At 32.9% G+C, this 16039-nt stretch carries 14 protein-coding genes, 2 tRNA genes and 2 rRNA genes; 6 read left to right on the top strand and 12 right to left on the bottom strand.

Translation table 11 applies throughout. The features are described from left to right. Positions 1 to 110 precede the first annotated feature (110 nt). From RB618_RS16395 to RB618_RS16410, 4 genes are read left to right on the top strand one after another with little or no spacing between them, the layout of a single operon-like run. Positions 111 to 665 carry a sigma-70 family RNA polymerase sigma factor gene (locus RB618_RS16395; protein ID WP_308069725.1) on the top strand — a complete coding sequence of 185 codons (555 nt, stop codon included), beginning with the start codon at positions 111 to 113 and terminating at the stop codon, positions 663 to 665. A gap of 14 nt (positions 666 to 679) precedes the next feature. Next, positions 680 to 1213 carry an anti-sigma factor gene (locus RB618_RS16400; protein ID WP_274256849.1) on the top strand — a complete coding sequence of 178 codons (534 nt, stop codon included), beginning with the start codon at positions 680 to 682 and terminating at the stop codon, positions 1211 to 1213. After that, complete coding sequence (locus RB618_RS16405) at positions 1197 to 2255, top strand: hypothetical protein (protein WP_308069726.1); 1059 nt, start codon at positions 1197 to 1199, stop codon at positions 2253 to 2255. The genes RB618_RS16400 and RB618_RS16405 overlap by 17 nt, the downstream gene beginning before the upstream one ends. Before the next feature lie 19 nt (positions 2256 to 2274). Next, positions 2275 to 2997, top strand: a complete 723-nt coding sequence (locus RB618_RS16410; RefSeq protein WP_308069727.1) for a head GIN domain-containing protein — start codon at positions 2275 to 2277, stop codon at positions 2995 to 2997. Between the two features lie 88 nt (positions 2998 to 3085). On the opposite strand, the gene RB618_RS16415 is transcribed toward RB618_RS16410, so the two are convergent. The 6 genes from RB618_RS16415 to RB618_RS16440 form a co-directional block, all read right to left on the bottom strand. After that, the gene (locus tag RB618_RS16415; protein WP_308069728.1) at positions 3086 to 4411 is read right to left on the bottom strand and encodes an MFS transporter; all 1326 of its coding nucleotides are present in this window, start codon (positions 4409 to 4411) and stop codon (positions 3086 to 3088) included. A 152-nt stretch (positions 4412 to 4563) separates the two neighbouring features. Beyond that, positions 4564 to 5373 (bottom strand): M48 family metallopeptidase, encoded by an 810-nt coding sequence (locus tag RB618_RS16420; RefSeq protein ID WP_274256853.1) that lies wholly within the window; start codon positions 5371 to 5373, stop codon positions 4564 to 4566. A gap of 84 nt (positions 5374 to 5457) precedes the next feature. Next, the gene (locus RB618_RS16425) at positions 5458 to 7857 is read right to left on the bottom strand and encodes a glycoside hydrolase family 31 protein (protein WP_308069729.1); all 2400 of its coding nucleotides are present in this window, start codon (positions 7855 to 7857) and stop codon (positions 5458 to 5460) included. A 187-nt stretch (positions 7858 to 8044) separates the two neighbouring features. Then, positions 8045 to 9952 (bottom strand): 1,4-alpha-glucan branching protein GlgB, encoded by a 1908-nt coding sequence (gene glgB, locus RB618_RS16430; protein ID WP_308069730.1) that lies wholly within the window; start codon positions 9950 to 9952, stop codon positions 8045 to 8047. A 68-nt stretch (positions 9953 to 10020) separates the two neighbouring features. Next, entirely contained in the window at positions 10021 to 11301 is a 1281-nt protein-coding gene (locus RB618_RS16435; protein WP_111376318.1) for a glucose-1-phosphate adenylyltransferase, read from the bottom strand. Continuing rightward, on the bottom strand, positions 11291 to 12718 hold the full coding sequence (locus tag RB618_RS16440; RefSeq protein WP_308069731.1) for a glycogen synthase: 1428 nt from the start codon (positions 12716 to 12718) through the stop codon (positions 11291 to 11293). The genes RB618_RS16435 and RB618_RS16440 overlap by 11 nt, the downstream gene beginning before the upstream one ends. 116 nt (positions 12719 to 12834) lie before the next feature. Between RB618_RS16440 and RB618_RS16445 the strand changes: the two genes are divergently transcribed. Both RB618_RS16445 and nth read left to right on the top strand, forming a co-directional pair. Beyond that, positions 12835 to 13701 carry an alpha/beta hydrolase gene (locus tag RB618_RS16445; RefSeq protein WP_308069732.1) on the top strand — a complete coding sequence of 289 codons (867 nt, stop codon included), beginning with the start codon at positions 12835 to 12837 and terminating at the stop codon, positions 13699 to 13701. 49 nt (positions 13702 to 13750) lie between these two features. After that, on the top strand, positions 13751 to 14395 hold the full coding sequence (gene nth, locus RB618_RS16450) for an endonuclease III (RefSeq protein ID WP_308069733.1): 645 nt from the start codon (positions 13751 to 13753) through the stop codon (positions 14393 to 14395). Here the strand turns inward: nth and RB618_RS16455 are convergent, their stop codons facing one another. From RB618_RS16455 to RB618_RS16480, 6 genes are all read right to left on the bottom strand, one after another. Next, complete coding sequence (locus RB618_RS16455) at positions 14396 to 14830, bottom strand: nuclear transport factor 2 family protein (protein ID WP_308069734.1); 435 nt, start codon at positions 14828 to 14830, stop codon at positions 14396 to 14398. Positions 14831 to 14842: 12 nt separating this feature from the next. Then, positions 14843 to 15295 (bottom strand): DUF1569 domain-containing protein, encoded by a 453-nt coding sequence (locus RB618_RS16460; protein WP_308069735.1) that lies wholly within the window; start codon positions 15293 to 15295, stop codon positions 14843 to 14845. Positions 15296 to 15401: 106 nt separating this feature from the next. Continuing rightward, positions 15402 to 15487 (bottom strand) — tRNA-Leu (locus RB618_RS16465). A gap of 6 nt (positions 15488 to 15493) precedes the next feature. Next, positions 15494 to 15566, bottom strand: a tRNA-Phe gene (locus RB618_RS16470). A 72-nt stretch (positions 15567 to 15638) separates the two neighbouring features. Beyond that, a 5S ribosomal RNA gene (rrf, locus tag RB618_RS16475) occupies positions 15639 to 15748 on the bottom strand. Positions 15749 to 15928: 180 nt separating this feature from the next. Further along, positions 15929 to 16039, bottom strand: a 23S ribosomal RNA gene (locus tag RB618_RS16480); the annotation flags it as partial.

Raw genomic sequence — 16039 nt, forward strand, 5'->3', positions numbered from 1 at the left:
TTATATTTTCACTTTCGCTCTAATGAAATTAAAAAAAAATAAAATTAATTTTATAAAAGTGTAACAAACAAAAAAAAGTAAAGTCATTACTAAAAACCAAAAGCCACTACTTGACTATAAACAACCAAAATATCGATGAACTGATTGCGCTTTGCAAAAGCAATAATCAAAAAGCGCAGTTTGAAATATACAATCGCTATTGTAAGGCGATGTATAACGTGGCTTTTCGTATTGTAAAAGATGAACATTTTGCACAAGACGTCATGCAGGAAGGTTTCTTAAAGGCTTTTACAAAAATCAATGACTATAAACAAGAAGTGGCTTTTGGAGCATGGTTAAAAAAAATAATCATCAATTATAGCATCGATTTTTACAAGAAAAACAACTCTTTTCAAGTAGAAGATTTAAGTAAACAGCTTTATAAAATCGAAGAAAACGACGGAATTCTTTCCGATAATATTGACTTAAACTCTCTAAAAGTAAAACAGGTTTTGGATACTATTCTGCAGCTGAAAGATAATTACAGAATGGTGCTGACGCTTTTTTATATAGAAGGTTATGATCAAGAAGAGATCTGCGAAATTTTAAACATCACATACGCAAATTGCAGAACGACTTTGAGCAGAGCCAAAGATAGTTTGAGAAAAAAATTGGAAGAGATATAAAATGAATTGGAATTATGAAAAATGAAAAAGACAACTTAGAAGAATTATTTAACAGATTTGAAAACCAATGGGATATTCAGGAGTTAAATCCGGATCATCAGATGGATTTTCTTCAAAAACTAAACAAAAAAGAGCCTAAGAAACGATATTGGTTCGTAACTGCTATTGCCGCTTCGATTGTATTGATGCTCGGGATATCTCTTTTTTATAAAAATGAAAAACCAAAAGAATTCAAATTTGCTTCTAAAGAAACTAAACGTACCGATTCTATTTTTAATATTCTAATTGATAATGAACTGGTTAAACTGAAAGAGAAAAATTCGCCAGAAAACCAGCAGATTATTGATGACGCAATGAAGCAGATGAAAACTTTCGATGCTGATTATCAAAAAATCATCAATGAATTGCAAAAAAATGGAGAAAACAAACAGATTATTTATGCAATGATCAGCAATCTCCAAACGCGTATTTCTTTTTTACAAACCGTTTTGAAAAGAATTGAAGACAATGAAAAACTAAAAAACACCTCTAATGAAAAAACACTATAATTTGCTAATCTTACTTCTTTTGATTCCTTTCTTAGGATTTTCAAATGATGACACTTATATAACGAAACAAAAAAACATTAAAAAAACCTATATCGTAAATTCGAACGCAGGAATCGATATTGACAACAAATACGGAAGCATCACTGTAACCACTTGGGATGAAGATAAAATTGATCTTGACATCACGATTAAAGTGAATGGCCCAAATGAAAATTGGGTAAATGAACGATTGAACAACATTGATGTAAATATCACTGCTCTTAAAAGTTTGGTGACAGCTGTAACATCGCTAGGAAGTTCTAATGTTAAAAGCAAAGGAAGCAATAACAGTGTTGAAATCAACTATGTTATTAAAATTCCAAAAAACGGAACAATTAAACTAGCTAATAAGTATGGAAATATCTCTATTCCAAATGCAGAATCTTCTACAGACATTGAATGTAAATATGGCAAAGTTACTTTAGGAAAATTAAGCGGATCGAACAATCAAATTTCTATTCAATATTGCCAGAATTCAAGCGTTGATTATATAAAAGCAGGAAATATAGATGCTCGATATTCAAATCTTAAAATTAATGATTCTGGAAACCTAAATATTAATGCAAACTATACAGATATTAATCTAAATGATGGTCAAAACATTAAAGCTGACTGTAATTATGGCACGTTTAAATTTCAAAAAATCAATTCTTTAAGCGGTTCTGGAAATTACATGACTTTTATTATTGGAGAAGTATCAAGCAACTTTAGTTATGACACCAATTACAGTAAAATCAGTATCGGAACTGTGACTGAAAAAGCAGGAAATATTAGCATAAACTCAGGATATACAGACGTTACAATCGGTTATGTTCCAAACTACGCTTTTGATTTTGATATTTCAGCAAAATATTCGAATATCAAACATGATAATTCGTTAGAAGTTTCTGTTTCTGAAGTCAAAAGCAACAGCAAAAGAATCGCAGGATTTTACAAGAAAAAAGGCCAGAATAAAATCAATATCAATTCAAACTATGGAAATATTTCACTAATAAAAAATTAATCATCTAAAAATCAAAACAATGAAAAAGTCAATTTTACTTACAGCATTAAGCCTGTTTTTTATTGCGGTAAATTCTAACGCACAAACAAAAATAAGCGGAAATGGTAATGTCACTACCGAAACAAGAACAACTGGAAACTATGATGGCATAAGAATCTCTGGATTCTTGGATGTAGATTTGGTAGCTGGAAAAGAAGGAAAAATCACCCTTAAAGGAGAAGAAAATTTATTATCTAAAATCAAAGTTGAAGTTGAAGGAAACGAATTGAAAGTTTATGTTGAGAAAGGAATACAACTACGTACCAGCATGGGCAAAAAGATTGAAGTGACAGTTCCATTCGAAAAAATATCGGCAGTTACTTTATCCGGATCTGGCGATGTAAAAAGTAAAAACAAAATCAACAGCGATAGTTTTTCAGCAAAACTTTCAGGATCAGGAAATTTTGACTTAGATGTTGATTCAAAAAATTTTGATTTAGCTCTAAGCGGTTCTGGTGATATAGTTTTAAAAGGAAAAGCAGATTCTTTCACAAGCAAAATATCTGGATCAGGAAATGTTAATGCTTCCAATTTAAAATCGCAAGCTGTAGATGTAACTGTTTCTGGTTCTGGAAATAGCGTAGTAACCTGCGAAACAAGTATTACTGGAAGAGTTTCTGGTTCTGGAAATATTAAATATTTAGGAAATCCAGAGAAAAGAGATGTAAAAGTTTCTGGTTCTGGAAAAATTTACAAAGGTTAATTAATTAAATAAAATATCGCAAATTACATAACTATCATCAATCAATAATTAATTGCAATTTGCGATATTATTATTAAAGACGTTTCAATTAATTTGAAACGTCTTTTTTATGCACTCTTCTCAATAAAAATATTGATGTAATAAAGAATATTGCCAAGATTACAATCGCCGCACGCGGACTTCCCGTAATCTGATCGATAATTCCGTAAACACACATTCCAATTACAATTCCGATTTTTTCTGCTACATCATAAAAACTAAAAAATGACGCCGTATCTTCTGTTTCAGGCAATAATTTAGAATAGGTAGAACGAGACAAAGCCTGAATTCCTCCCATTACAAATCCAGCCACTGTAGCCATAACATAAAAATGTGTTGGTAATGTTATAAAGTAAGCTAATGCGCAAAAAACAGCCCATACAACATTAATTCCTATAAGTGTTGGGATATTACCAAATTTTGCAGATGCTCTAGAAGTTAAAACCGCCCCTACAACAGCTACCAACTGAATTATTAAAATACAAATAATTAAACCAATTGTACTTTGCTCTTTGGTTTCCCATTGAATTTCTTGAGCCCCAAAATAAGTTGCTACAAGCATTACGGTTTGAACAGCCATGCTAGAAACAAAAAAACCTCCTAAATAACGTCTTAAAGGAATATTATCCTGCAATATACCCCAAACCTTTCTTAATTCTTTAAAACCATTGAATATCACAGATTTTGTCAGCTTCTGTCCTGTTTCTTTGCTTCCTTTTGGCAAATAGTAATATGTATATTGACTGAATAGAATCCACCAAACTCCAACCATTATAAAAGAATAACGCATTGCTTTCATTGCAGCTTCTCCATCGGTTCCTGATATTCCAAAAAGTTTTGGCTTCATTATCATCGCTAAATTGATGATTAACAAAATAACACTTCCTATATAGCCTAAAGAATATCCTTTCGCACTAATTCTGTCTTGCTGCTCCTCAAAAGCAATGTCTGGCAGATAAGAATTATAAAAAACCAAACTTCCCCAATATCCTAATAATCCCAGGAAATAAAAAGCTAAACCGACATAAATATTTTCAAGATCAAACCAATATAATCCCATACACGATAAAGCTCCCATGTAACAGAAAAACTTCATGAATGATTTTTTATTCCCTACATAATCGGCAATTCCAGATAATAAAGGAGAAATAAATGAAACTACTAAAAAAGCCGCAGCCGTAATAAAACTAATTAAGGCCGAATTTTTAAGATGCATTCCGAAAACATCGATGTAATGATCACGATCACTGAATAAAGCTTCATAAAAAATTGGAAACACAGCAGAAGCAATCGTCAAAGTATAAACTGAATTGGCCCAGTCATAAAATGCCCAAGCATTTAAAAGCTTCTTATCTCCTTTTTGTAGGTTTTTCATAGAAATGGTTTTGTTAATAGGCTACGAATTTATCCATTTTTTACGATAAACAAATAGAATTTATTCAAATCGTACATTATTAAATCATGAAGTGTACTAAAACAAAAAAAGCTATTCCAAAGAATAGCTTTTAAATTTATTTTTTTTATGTATTACTTTATCGTTCCAACTTTAAGCGCAATTGCTTTTGCTTCTGGAATTAAGGCTTTAATATTAGCAATTCTTGTAGCATCAGAAGGGTGTGTACTCATAAATTCTGGTGTAGAAGCTCCACCAGATTTGGCCGCCATTCTACTCCAGAAAGCTACAGCATCATCTGGATTGTAACCTGCAATTGCCATCAAAGTCAAACCAATTTTGTCCGCTTCACTTTCATTGCTTCTGCTAAATGGAAGCATGACACCTACTTCAGAACCAATTCCGTAAGCTTGTGCAAATATCTGCTGTGTTGCTTCAGATTTTCCGCTTGTTGCCGCTCCTAAAGCTGCTCCACCAATTTGCTGCAATTGTGCGGCAGACATTCTTTGCGCACCGTGATTTGCTAAAGCATGAGAAACTTCGTGCCCCATTACCGTTGCCAAACCAGATTCATTTTGCGTAATTGGCAAAATTCCAGAATACACTACAATTTTACCGCCAGGAAGACACCATGCATTTACTTCTTTATTATCGACCAATTTATATTCCCAACGATAATCTTTTAAGTATTGCGTTTGACCTAAATAATTTAAATATTTTTCTGCAGCTGCCTTGATCTTAAATCCTACTGTTTCCACAAGTTTTGCATCTGCTGTTCCCGTAATAACTTTGTTCTCAGTTAAAAACTGGCTGTATTGCTGAAAAGAAGATGGAAACAATTCGCTATTCGAAACAAAATTCAAGTTTTGTTTCCCTGTAATTGGATTTGTTGCACACCCCATCATAAGTGCTCCAAAAACCCCTAAAAACACATATTTTTTCATAATTCGAGCTATTTTTATAACAAAAATACGATTAAAAAAGATAAAATGTTTTATACGATAAATCAAAAAATTATCAAAATTTGACTATTCGCCAACAATATGAAGTTCATTGAACTCTTTATCAACACTCAAGAAATTATTTAAGTCGAAATTAATTTTGTCAAATTCAATTTTTTCATTGTCAATTTCAATTTCTGAAACTTTAAATGGAAGTCCAATTAAATTGATTTTATATTTAGAATACGGAGTTTCATACTTCCCTTCTTTGTGAAGCTGAATAATAAGCTCTTTTTCTTTTCCTATATTTCTGAGCGACAAATAGCTGTAACGTCCTTTTTTATAATCATAACCATCTTGTGCATCTTCATAAACTGCCGATTGCTCTTTACCATTTTTATAGTAAACATCAAGTGTCAGTTCATCAAACTCTAATTCGCCAACAAATTGCTGAACTGGATATTTAGGAATAATGGCACCCGCTTTTACAAAAACAGGAATTTCATCAAATTTACTGTCAATCCAAATCTCTCTTCCTCCAATAAAAAGTTCATTTGTCCAGTAGTTATACCATTCTCCTCTAGGAATATACATACGTCTACCTACAGCATTAGGTTCAAGTATTGGACAGACCAAAATTTGGTTTCCAAAGATAAACTCATCATTACGGTAATGTGTCTGCGTATCGTCCTGATCAAAGCAAACTAACGGTTTCAGCATTGGAACTCCTTCTTCAATATACTGCCAAAACATCGTATATAAATAAGGAAGTAATTGATAGCGAAGGCTGACAAATTTTCTAGTGATATTAATCACTTCTTCGTCAAATGACCAAGGTTCCTGATTTCCATGATCTCCAGAAGAGTGTGTTCTGCAAAACGGATGAAAAACACCTAATTGAATCCAACGTGCATATAACTCGCCTGAAGGCTGTTCTGCAAATCCTCCAATGTCAGAACCTGTAAATCCCATTCCAGAAATAGACATTCTCTGCACTTGTATATTTGCAATCCATAGATGTTCCCAAGTCGCCACATTATCTCCTGTCCAAGAAGAAGTGTATCGTTGCGCTCCAGAATAAGCCGATCTTGTAATGACAAACGGACGTTTCGGATAAGCAAATCGTTTGACACCATGATACGTTGCTCTTGCCATTTGCGTTCCGTAAATGTTATGCGCTTTTCTATGACTGCAAGGATTTCCATCGTAAAAGTGACGTACGTCCATTGGGAAGGTTTTATTTGGAACCTCCATTACGGCAGGTTCATTCATATCATTCCAAACTCCTTTTACACCAATTTCTGAAACTAATTCTTTAAATAAACCAGCCCACCATTCTCTAACTGCTGGATTTGTATAATCAGGAAAATTGCATTCCCCTGGCCAGACTTTTCCTTTCATATAAGGGCCGTCAGCTCTTTTACAGAAATAATCTTTTTCTAAAGCTTCCTTGTAAACCCAGTAATCTTTATCAATTTTAATTCCCGGATCAATGATTACAACAGTTTTAAAACCATCCTCGGCCAATTCAGCGACCATTTTTTTTGGATCTGGAAAATAGTTTTTATTCCAAGTAAAACATCTAAAACCATCCATATAATCAATATCCAGATATATGGCATCACACGGAATTTGTAGTTCCCTAAATTTTGAAGTGATTTCTTTTACTTTACTTTCTGGATAATAACTCCATTTGCATTGATGATAGCCTAAAACCCAAAGTGGTGGCAATTCTGGTTTTCCTGTTAAATCGGTATAAGTCGTTACAACATCTTGCATTTGCGGGCCATAAATGAAATAATAGTTCATTTCGCCACCTTCAGCCCAAAAACTGGTAATATTTCTTCTTTCCTGACAAAAATCGAAGAAAGTTCTAAAAGTATTGTCAAAAAATATTCCGTAAGACTGTTTGTTATGTAAGCCAATGTAAAACGGAACAACTTTATATAAAGGTTCCTGATCTTTTTGGTAAGCATATTGATCTGTCGCAAAATTTTCTACTCTCTTGCCCTTAAGATTCATTTGAGTGGCTTTATCTCCAAGACCGTAATAACATTCACCATCTTTAGAGAATTTGCTCATTTTTACAATATTTCCTCCATATTCGTAGCTTTCTTCCCAATGAAAACCAAGTTCATCTTCCAGAATTAGAAAATCATTTAAATCATAAATTGCCAGACGAAGATCTACTTTTTGGATTTTACATTTAACTTTGCTTGTCCTAATCTGGAAATACGTTTCTTCTTCGGTAAGTTCTAAAAAATTATAACCGTGAAGCTGCGTCTTATCAATAGCGTATGAGAAGTCGTTACTGAAATAACCTTTTGTAGTAAAACGAAATCGGATTAGACTATCGCGAAGAATGGTAACTTTTAAAATTACTTTGTTGTCCGTGTTAAAGAAAATAGAATCTCCTTCATGTTCATAAGAGACAATTTTTGATGGGTATAAATCGCCTTTGTATTCTAATGATGTGTTTGTAATCATATCTCGAATGAATTAATTTAACATTTTCCTCCTATTCAAACATACAAAAAAAGTTCGTAACACCCTATGAATAAAAGGTTTATTCACGAAAACGATTTTTCTGAATGAGTTCCAAATTACAAAAGAAAAAATCAGCAATTTGATAATTTTGAAACGATATAATGACAAAATCTTACTTTCAGATTTTTTATTCAATCAAAGAATATACAGTAACACTTAAAGGCGGTAAAATTAATGCTGCAGAAAAATCTCTTCCATCATAACCGATTGTTTCAATTTTTAATGCTTTAGAATTTCCGACACCGCCTCCACCATAAATTACAGCATCACTATTAAAAATCTCTTGCAATTTTCCTTTTTTAGGAATGCCAATTCTGTAATTCTCTCGAACAACTTGAGTAAAATTACAAACCACAATTAAATTCTCATCAGGATTATTTCCTTTTCGGATATAAGATAAAATAGCATTTTGATGATCTGAATAATTAATCCATTCAAAACCATCTCCCCTAAATTGCTTCTCATACAATGCAGGCTGCGATTTATACAACTGATTCAAATCTGTGATTATTTTTTTTATTCCAGAATGAAAATCATATTGCAGCAAATGCCAGTCTAAACTTTGTTCGAAATTCCATTCAGACGTTTGACCAAATTCAGCTCCCATAAACAAGAGTTTTGTTCCAGGATGAGTAAACATATAACCATATAAAAGTCTCAAATTTGCAAAACGTTGCCATTCATCTCCGGGCATTTTATAAATAAGAGAATTTTTACCATACACCACTTCGTCATGCGAAAACGGAAGCATGAAATTCTCAGTAAAGGCATAAGTCATCGAAAAAGTCAATTCATTCTGATGGTATTTTCTATAGACCGTCTCTTTTTGAAAATATTTAAGAGTGTCGTGCATCCATCCCATCATCCATTTCATCCCAAAACCTAAACCTCCCACAGAAGTTGGTCTCGAAACCATAGGAAACGAAGTACTTTCTTCTGCAATAGTCTGGACTCCATCAAAATTAGAATAAATTACTTCATTAAATTCTTTAAGAAAACTAATTGAGTCCAAATTTTCTCTTCCTCCAAAAATATTAGCTTCCCATTCACCATCTTTTCTAGAATAATCCAAATAAAGCATAGACGCTACAGCATCGACTCGAAGTCCGTCGATGTGATAATTCTGAAGCCAAAAAACAGCATTGCTCATTAGAAAAGCTCTAACTTCATTTCTTCCATAATTAAAAACTAAGCTCTTCCAATCTGGGTGATATCCTTTTCTGCGATCGGGATGTTCATATAAATGAGAGCCGTCGAAAAAACCTAAACCATGAGCATCATCAGGAAAATGAGACGGAACCCAGTCTAAAATTACACCTATTCCTTCCTGATGCAATCGATCCACCAAAACCATAAAATCCTGCGGTTTGCCAAAGCGTGAAGTTGGCGCAAAATATCCTGTCAACTGATACCCCCAAGAAGGATCGTACGGATATTCCATAACAGGCATGAACTCAACATGCGTAAAACCAGTTTCTTTTACATATTTGACTAAATCATCTGCAAGTTCCAAATAAGTTAAAAACCGATTATGCTCTGCTCTTTTCCAAGATCCCAAATGCACTTCGTAAACCGAATACGGCTTATCAAGTGCATTATAATCCTGACGCTTCTGCATCCAATTTTGATCTTTCCACTTATAATCTAAATCCCAAACTACAGAAGCTGTATGAGGCGGTTTTTCGCAATAACGAGCAAAAGGATCGGCCTTTTCTGTAATTACACCATTGATATTGGATTGAATTTTATACTTATAAAGCGCTCCTTTCGAAATATCAGGAATAAATCCTTCCCAAATTCCGGAAGAATCCCAGCGTACATTTAAATTATGTTCACCCTGTGTCCAATAATTGAAATCGCCAACTACAGAAACAGACTGAGCGGTTGGAGCCCAAACGGCAAAATAAACGCCTTTAACTCCGTTCACCTCAGTTAAATGAGCTCCTAATTTTTCATATAATCTGAAGTGTTTGCCAGCTTTGAATAAATCTATATCAAAATCGGTAAAAAGAGAATGTGCGATTACTTTTATCATATTTGGTTTTTATGGCGATTGGAATTTGGATTTTGGAATTTAGAATTTTAATATTGTTTTTTCAGGTTTTATTCAATTCTAAAATTATCAGAAAGAGTAACTCCTTTTTTAATAACTACGATTCCATCTTTTATGCTGTACAATTCGTTCGTGAAATTGTCCAAATGTTTGCCTCCACTAATATGAACATTATTTCCAATACGGACATTTTTATCAATCAAAGCGTTATTTATAAAGCAGTTTTCGCCAATTCCGACATGAATTTTATTAATACTGCTTTCATGGTTCATTTCATCAAGATCTTGATAAAAATCGTTCCCCATAACATAGCAATTCTCTAAAACGGTTCCTTCTCCAATTCTTGAGCGAATTCCAATAACCGAACTTTTGATTTCTTTTGCATTGATAATACAGCCTTCAGAAATTAAAGATTGATTGATAATCGAATTTCTAAATTTAGATGGTGGCAGTAATCTTGGTCTTGTGAAAATTTTATTCTCATTATCAAATAAATTAAACTCAGGAATATCTGCAGTTAAACCAATATTTGCTTCAAAAAATGATTCAATATTTCCAATATCTGTCCAATATCCTTCATATTGATAACTTAATATTTTATGCTTTCCAACAGATTGCGGAATGATTTCTTTACCAAAATCTTTGGTTTCTTGGTCAGCCATCAATTCTTCCAACAATGATTTATTGAAAATATAAATCCCCATCGAAGCTAGATATTTTTTGCCTTTTTCCTGCATTTGCTCACTCACTTCAGATTCCCATTCAGGCAATAAAGAAGCATGAGGTTTTTCTATAAACGCATGGATATTATTTTCATGATCTGTTTTAAGAATACCAAACTCAGGAGCATCTTTAGCATTTACGGGTAAAGTTGCAATAGAAATTTCAGCATCAGCAGCAATATGCGCTTCTAGCATTTCATTAAAATCCATTTGATACAATTGATCCCCAGAAAGAATTAAAGCGTGATCGAAATCGTGTTTTAAAAAATGCGACATACATTGCCTTACAGCATCAGCCGTTCCTTGAAACCAAGTTGGATTGTCTGGAGTTTGTTCAGCTGCCAATATATCAACAAAAGACTGACTAAAAATACTGAAATTAAAAGTGTTTTTAATGTGAGCATTTAGAGACGCAGAATTGAATTGTGTCAAAACAAATATTTTAAAAATATCAGAATTGATACAATTCGAAATCGGGATATCAACCAAACGATACTTTCCACCAATCGGAACTGCTGGCTTTGATCTTGTTTCTGTTAGTGGAAATAAACGTGAACCTTGTCCACCTCCTAAAATAATGGCGACTACATTTTTCTTTTTAAATTTCATCTTGCTGAATTATTAAGTTGTATATTTCGATATAATCTTGGCAAACACTTTCCCAGGAATGATCTGCTGACATTCCTCGTTTTAAAACTTTATTGAAATTTATTTTATCCTCATACAACCTAACAGCACGATTTATTGAATAGCATATATCAGCCACAGAAGCTTGATCATGACAAACTCCGTTTCCTTCATCTCCAAAATCAATAACCGTATCTCTCAATCCTCCCGTTCTTCTAACAATCGGAATTGTTCCGTAACGCATTGCATACATCTGATTCAATCCGCATGGCTCAACTCTCGATGGCATTAATATATAATCTGAACCTGCGTAAATCAAATGCGCTAATTCTTCATTATAACCAATAAAAACATTGTAATTCCCTTTATAATCATTTCGCAGTTGAGTCAGTTGTGATTCAATTGCTGCATTTCCAGAACCTAGAATCAAAATATTAATTTCTTCGAAATGTTCTGACAAAGCCAAAGCAGAAGCATGCGGAAGCAAATCGCCTCCTTTTTCTTCAAACAATCTGCCAATAAAGCTAAACAGTGGTTTTGAAGGATCTAAATCAAACTCTTCACACAGTTTTTCTTTGTTTATTCTTTTTCCTGCTTCAAAATCTTCAATTGAATAATTTTCTGCAATCATTTGATCTTTCAACGAATTCCAAACTTCAATGTCAATTCCGTTTAAAATTCCTTTTGATTTGTTTCGTACAGAATTAAAAAGAGATTCTAAACCATTGGCAGAAATATTAATTTCATTTAAATAACTTGGAGAAACCGTAGTTACTGCATTCGCACATTTGATTCCAACTGCCAAAGAATTTATTGAATTGTTCCATTCTAAAAATCCAACATGTCTCAAATCAAACTCCGGTAAATAATACAATTTATCAAAACCAAACCATCCTTGATACAAACCATTATGAATTGTTATGACAGTTTTTACATCCTTCAAATTCTCATATTTATAAGCAAACTGAAGCAAAAACGGAATAACTCCTGTATGATGATCATGGCAGTTAATAATGTCTGGAATTTTATTTCTTGCTATAATCCAATCGAGTGTTGCAATTTGAAAAGATAAAAATCTTTCTATATCATCTTCATAGCCATAAACATTCGGACGATTGAATAATTCATCAATTTCTATTAGATACAGTTCATATCCTAATTTATCAGTGGTTTCCTTTAAGACGCTAAACGGAAAATTAAAATTTCCTAATATAACCGTTCCCCAATGAACACATTCAAAATCATTTTCACGTCTAAACTTTGTGTCATAACAAGGAATTACAACTCTAACATCATGTCCTGCAGACTGCTGATATTTAGGCAATGCGCCGACTACATCTCCCAAGCCTCCAACCTTCGCCACAGGATAACATTCTGCACTAATATGAAATATTTCCATTCAAGAAATTAATTTATGATTATAGATAAGAAGCAATCATTTAAATGCTATTTTTATGCTTTTTAAATTTAGCAAAAAAACAAGCAAAATCCTTCTTTTAAATCAGTTTTATTGAAATGGCAAAAAAGGCAATTAATCCTACTAAATCATTAAAAATTCCGAAGATTATTATAATTTCTGCGAAAATTTGTGCTTTTATATCAACAAAATTAGTTACAAAGTTTGCTGCAAAAATTTTTACAAGTCCGATAAAGCATAAAGTTCCAAAACGCGAGTTGGAAATGGATTCAAAAAGCGAACAAAACTTAGTTTATGTTCCTGCTATTGACAAAAGTGTAGTCACTTATATATATGGTAAAAGCCAACGAAAAGTATTACTGGTTCACGGCTGGTCAGGAAGAGGAACTCAACTTTTTAAGATTGCCGATGAACTGCTAGCAAATGGCTATTCTACAGTTAGTTTTGATGCGCCTGCTCACGGAAAATCAAAAGGACAAACAACAATAATGTCTGAATTTATAGCTTCTATATTAGAAATAGAAAAACAATTTGGTCCTTTTGAAATTGCAATAGGGCATTCTTTAGGCGGAATGTCTGTCCTAAACTCTATCAAAGACGGACTTAAAGTAGAAAAAGCAGTAATAATAGGAAGTGGTGATATAGTTCAGGATATTTTGGATGAATTTACTTTTAAATTAGGATTGAAGAAAGAAATCAGCATACATCTAAGAGATTATTTTGAAAATATGTACCAAGTTAAAATGGATAATTTTTCAGCTTATAAAGCTGCTCAGAAAGTAGAAATTCCTGTTTTGGTTATGCATGATAAAGACGATCCTGAAGTTTCTGTTAAAGCCGGAATACATATTCATGAAAATCTTAAAAATGGTTCCTTATTTCTAACCGAAGGACTTGGTCATAGAAAAATTCTAGGAAATCATGGTGTTATTAAAAAAATTCTAGAATTCATACAAAATCCGTAAATTTATAAGCATAAAAAACTAAATATCAATATTTTAAATTTAATATAAAATGGATTTATTTGGACAAACTTCGGATTGGGAAACAAAACTAAAGCCCATTTTAAAAAAATATAAAGGAAAAAAGCATCCTCTGGAATATCATAATACTTATCAATTGCTTGTGATGGTGATTCTTTCAGCACAAGATTCTGATGCCAATATAAATACAATAGCACCAAAATTATTTGAAAAATACCCAACATTAAAAAGCATATCGCAAACCGATATAGAAACTTTTACATCGCAGATTACTAAAGTTCGAAACTATAGCACAAAAGCACAATGGATTCTAGATATAGCAAAAACTATTAAAGAAGATGCAAATATTCCTTTAACCATGTCAGGTTTGACAGCGCTAAAAGGTGTCGGAAGAAAATCTGCGAATGTTATTCTAAGAGAAACTAATAGACCCGCTGAAGGAATTATTGCTGACTTACACGTTATTCGTGTTGCGCCGAGAATTGGAATTATAAAAGAAAGTAAAGACGGAAATAAGATAGAAAAAGACTTAATGCAGGTTTTACCTAAAAACATTTGGTCCGAAATAGGAATGGCAATTTCTTTTCTAGGAAGAGAGACCTGCAGACCAAAACCGAAATGTCTTGAATGTCTTTTAGCAGATATCTGCCTTTATTATAATACAGAAGTAATCTAGTTATTTTCTTCTCGTATCAATTATATAAATTATCTTCCACGAATCTTTCTCTTTAAATAATGTAAATGCATTAACTCCTGTATGGCTAAGTTTGTCATTTACATAAAATTCATAAGGAGTCCAAGCATGAGCCATAGTTCCGTCAATTTGAATATTATAGCTTAAAATCTTCTCCTGAAATTTCATGTTTACAGGAATTGAAGCAATAGATTTATAAAATTCTTTTGCGCTTTCATCTGACAATTTATTGCCTTTAACAGCACTTTCACTAATGGATTGCAATACCATTTTGTCAGTACAGACTAACTTAATTTTTGATGAATCTCTCTGATGAAAACCTTCAAAAAAAGATTCAATGCATTTTTGTACTTCTTGTTTTTGAGCATTAGATGATAATCCCAAAAGAAGAAAAAGGAAAATTACATACGTTTTCATTGCTAAAATAGTTTAAACGCCAAATTGAGTGAAATGATGGTCTAAATGTTTTGCAAACATATTATTCCATTCTTTAGAAGACAGTTTCCCAAAAGAAAGAGATTCTTTACCTTCAAACTCTTGTTCTCCTAATTCTTGTGTTTTTTGAATATAAGAAATCAATCTGTTTTTTTCTAGTTCAAAATCATGATCCCCTTTAATAATAAATTGCGGAGCTGTACTAAGATTTCTTGGATAAGGAGATTCGCTTACTACTTTATTCTTAGCCAATAGTTTTAAAAGAAGTTTCATAACAACATTTGGTTTAGGATGAATATTATCATAAACCATTTCATACGTAACATTACAGTGAGCCAACATCTGGTCAACAGACATCTTACCCCAAAGTGGTTGTGTATTAGCTGTGAGCTGATTAATTCTATTTATAAATTGATCACAATCTTCTTTAAGAAAAACATTTTGCATAGTTTATAATATTACAATAGTTAAAAGTAAAAATATGAAATTTAGTGTGTGATCTCAGTTAAATCCAAAAAAAAACTTCAATTGACAAAGTCAATTGAAGTTTTAGTACTCAGAGCGGGACTTGAACCCGCACGAACATTGCTGTTCACTGGATTTTAAGTCCAGCGTGTCTACCAATTTCACCATCCGAGCATTATGTGGTACCTCCAGGGATCGAACCAGGGACACATGGATTTTCAGTCCATTGCTCTACCATCTGAGCTAAGGTACCTTATTTACTTATATTTCTATATAGCAAATGTTAGAATAAAAAACCCCGTTAATGTAAACAGGGTTTTCAAAAGAAAGGCGACGACATACTCTCCCACAATAATGCAGTACCATCTGCGCAGGCGGGCTTAACTTCTCTGTTCGGGATGGGAAGAGGTGAGCCCCGCCGCAATAACCACCTTAAGGTTGTTAGTGATTAGCTCTTAGTGATTAGTAATTAGTCCTTAGACTCTTTACTTATTACTCTTTACTATTCACCGCTCTGCGTCGAGCAAATATTTTAACATACTGGGATAAAGAAACAAATAAGCTTTTTTTAAGAAAGTTCCTTCCCTATCCGCCAAGGCGGATAGGGAAAAGTCTGTGCATAAGCTTACGGATTATTAGTACTACTCGACTATGACATTACTGCCTTTACATCTGTAGCCTATCAACGTGGTCATCTTCCACGATCCTTAAAAGAAATCTCATCTT

The organism is Flavobacterium sp. LHD-85 (assembly GCF_030929595.1).
Classification (GTDB): domain Bacteria; phylum Bacteroidota; class Bacteroidia; order Flavobacteriales; family Flavobacteriaceae; genus Flavobacterium.

Coding starts and splice junctions, on each gene's coding strand:
- RB618_RS16420 (WP_274256853.1), bottom strand. CDS start 5,373: ATGAAAAAATATGTGTTTTTAGGGGTTTTTGGAGCACTTATGATGGGG.
- glgB (WP_308069730.1), bottom strand. CDS start 9,952: ATGATAAAAGTAATCGCACATTCTCTTTTTACCGATTTTGATATAGAT.
- RB618_RS16440 (WP_308069731.1), bottom strand. CDS start 12,718: ATGGAAATATTTCATATTAGTGCAGAATGTTATCCTGTGGCGAAGGTT.
- RB618_RS16425 (WP_308069729.1), bottom strand. CDS start 7,857: ATGATTACAAACACATCATTAGAATACAAAGGCGATTTATACCCATCA.
- RB618_RS16410 (WP_308069727.1), top strand. CDS start 2,275: ATGAAAAAGTCAATTTTACTTACAGCATTAAGCCTGTTTTTTATTGCG.
- RB618_RS16400 (WP_274256849.1), top strand. CDS start 680: ATGAAAAATGAAAAAGACAACTTAGAAGAATTATTTAACAGATTTGAA.
- RB618_RS16445 (WP_308069732.1), top strand. CDS start 12,835: ATGGCAAAAAAGGCAATTAATCCTACTAAATCATTAAAAATTCCGAAG.
- RB618_RS16415 (WP_308069728.1), bottom strand. CDS start 4,411: ATGAAAAACCTACAAAAAGGAGATAAGAAGCTTTTAAATGCTTGGGCA.
- RB618_RS16405 (WP_308069726.1), top strand. CDS start 1,197: ATGAAAAAACACTATAATTTGCTAATCTTACTTCTTTTGATTCCTTTC.
- RB618_RS16460 (WP_308069735.1), bottom strand. CDS start 15,295: ATGCAAAATGTTTTTCTTAAAGAAGATTGTGATCAATTTATAAATAGA.
- RB618_RS16455 (WP_308069734.1), bottom strand. CDS start 14,830: ATGAAAACGTATGTAATTTTCCTTTTTCTTCTTTTGGGATTATCATCT.
- nth (WP_308069733.1), top strand. CDS start 13,751: ATGGATTTATTTGGACAAACTTCGGATTGGGAAACAAAACTAAAGCCC.
- RB618_RS16435 (WP_111376318.1), bottom strand. CDS start 11,301: ATGAAATTTAAAAAGAAAAATGTAGTCGCCATTATTTTAGGAGGTGGA.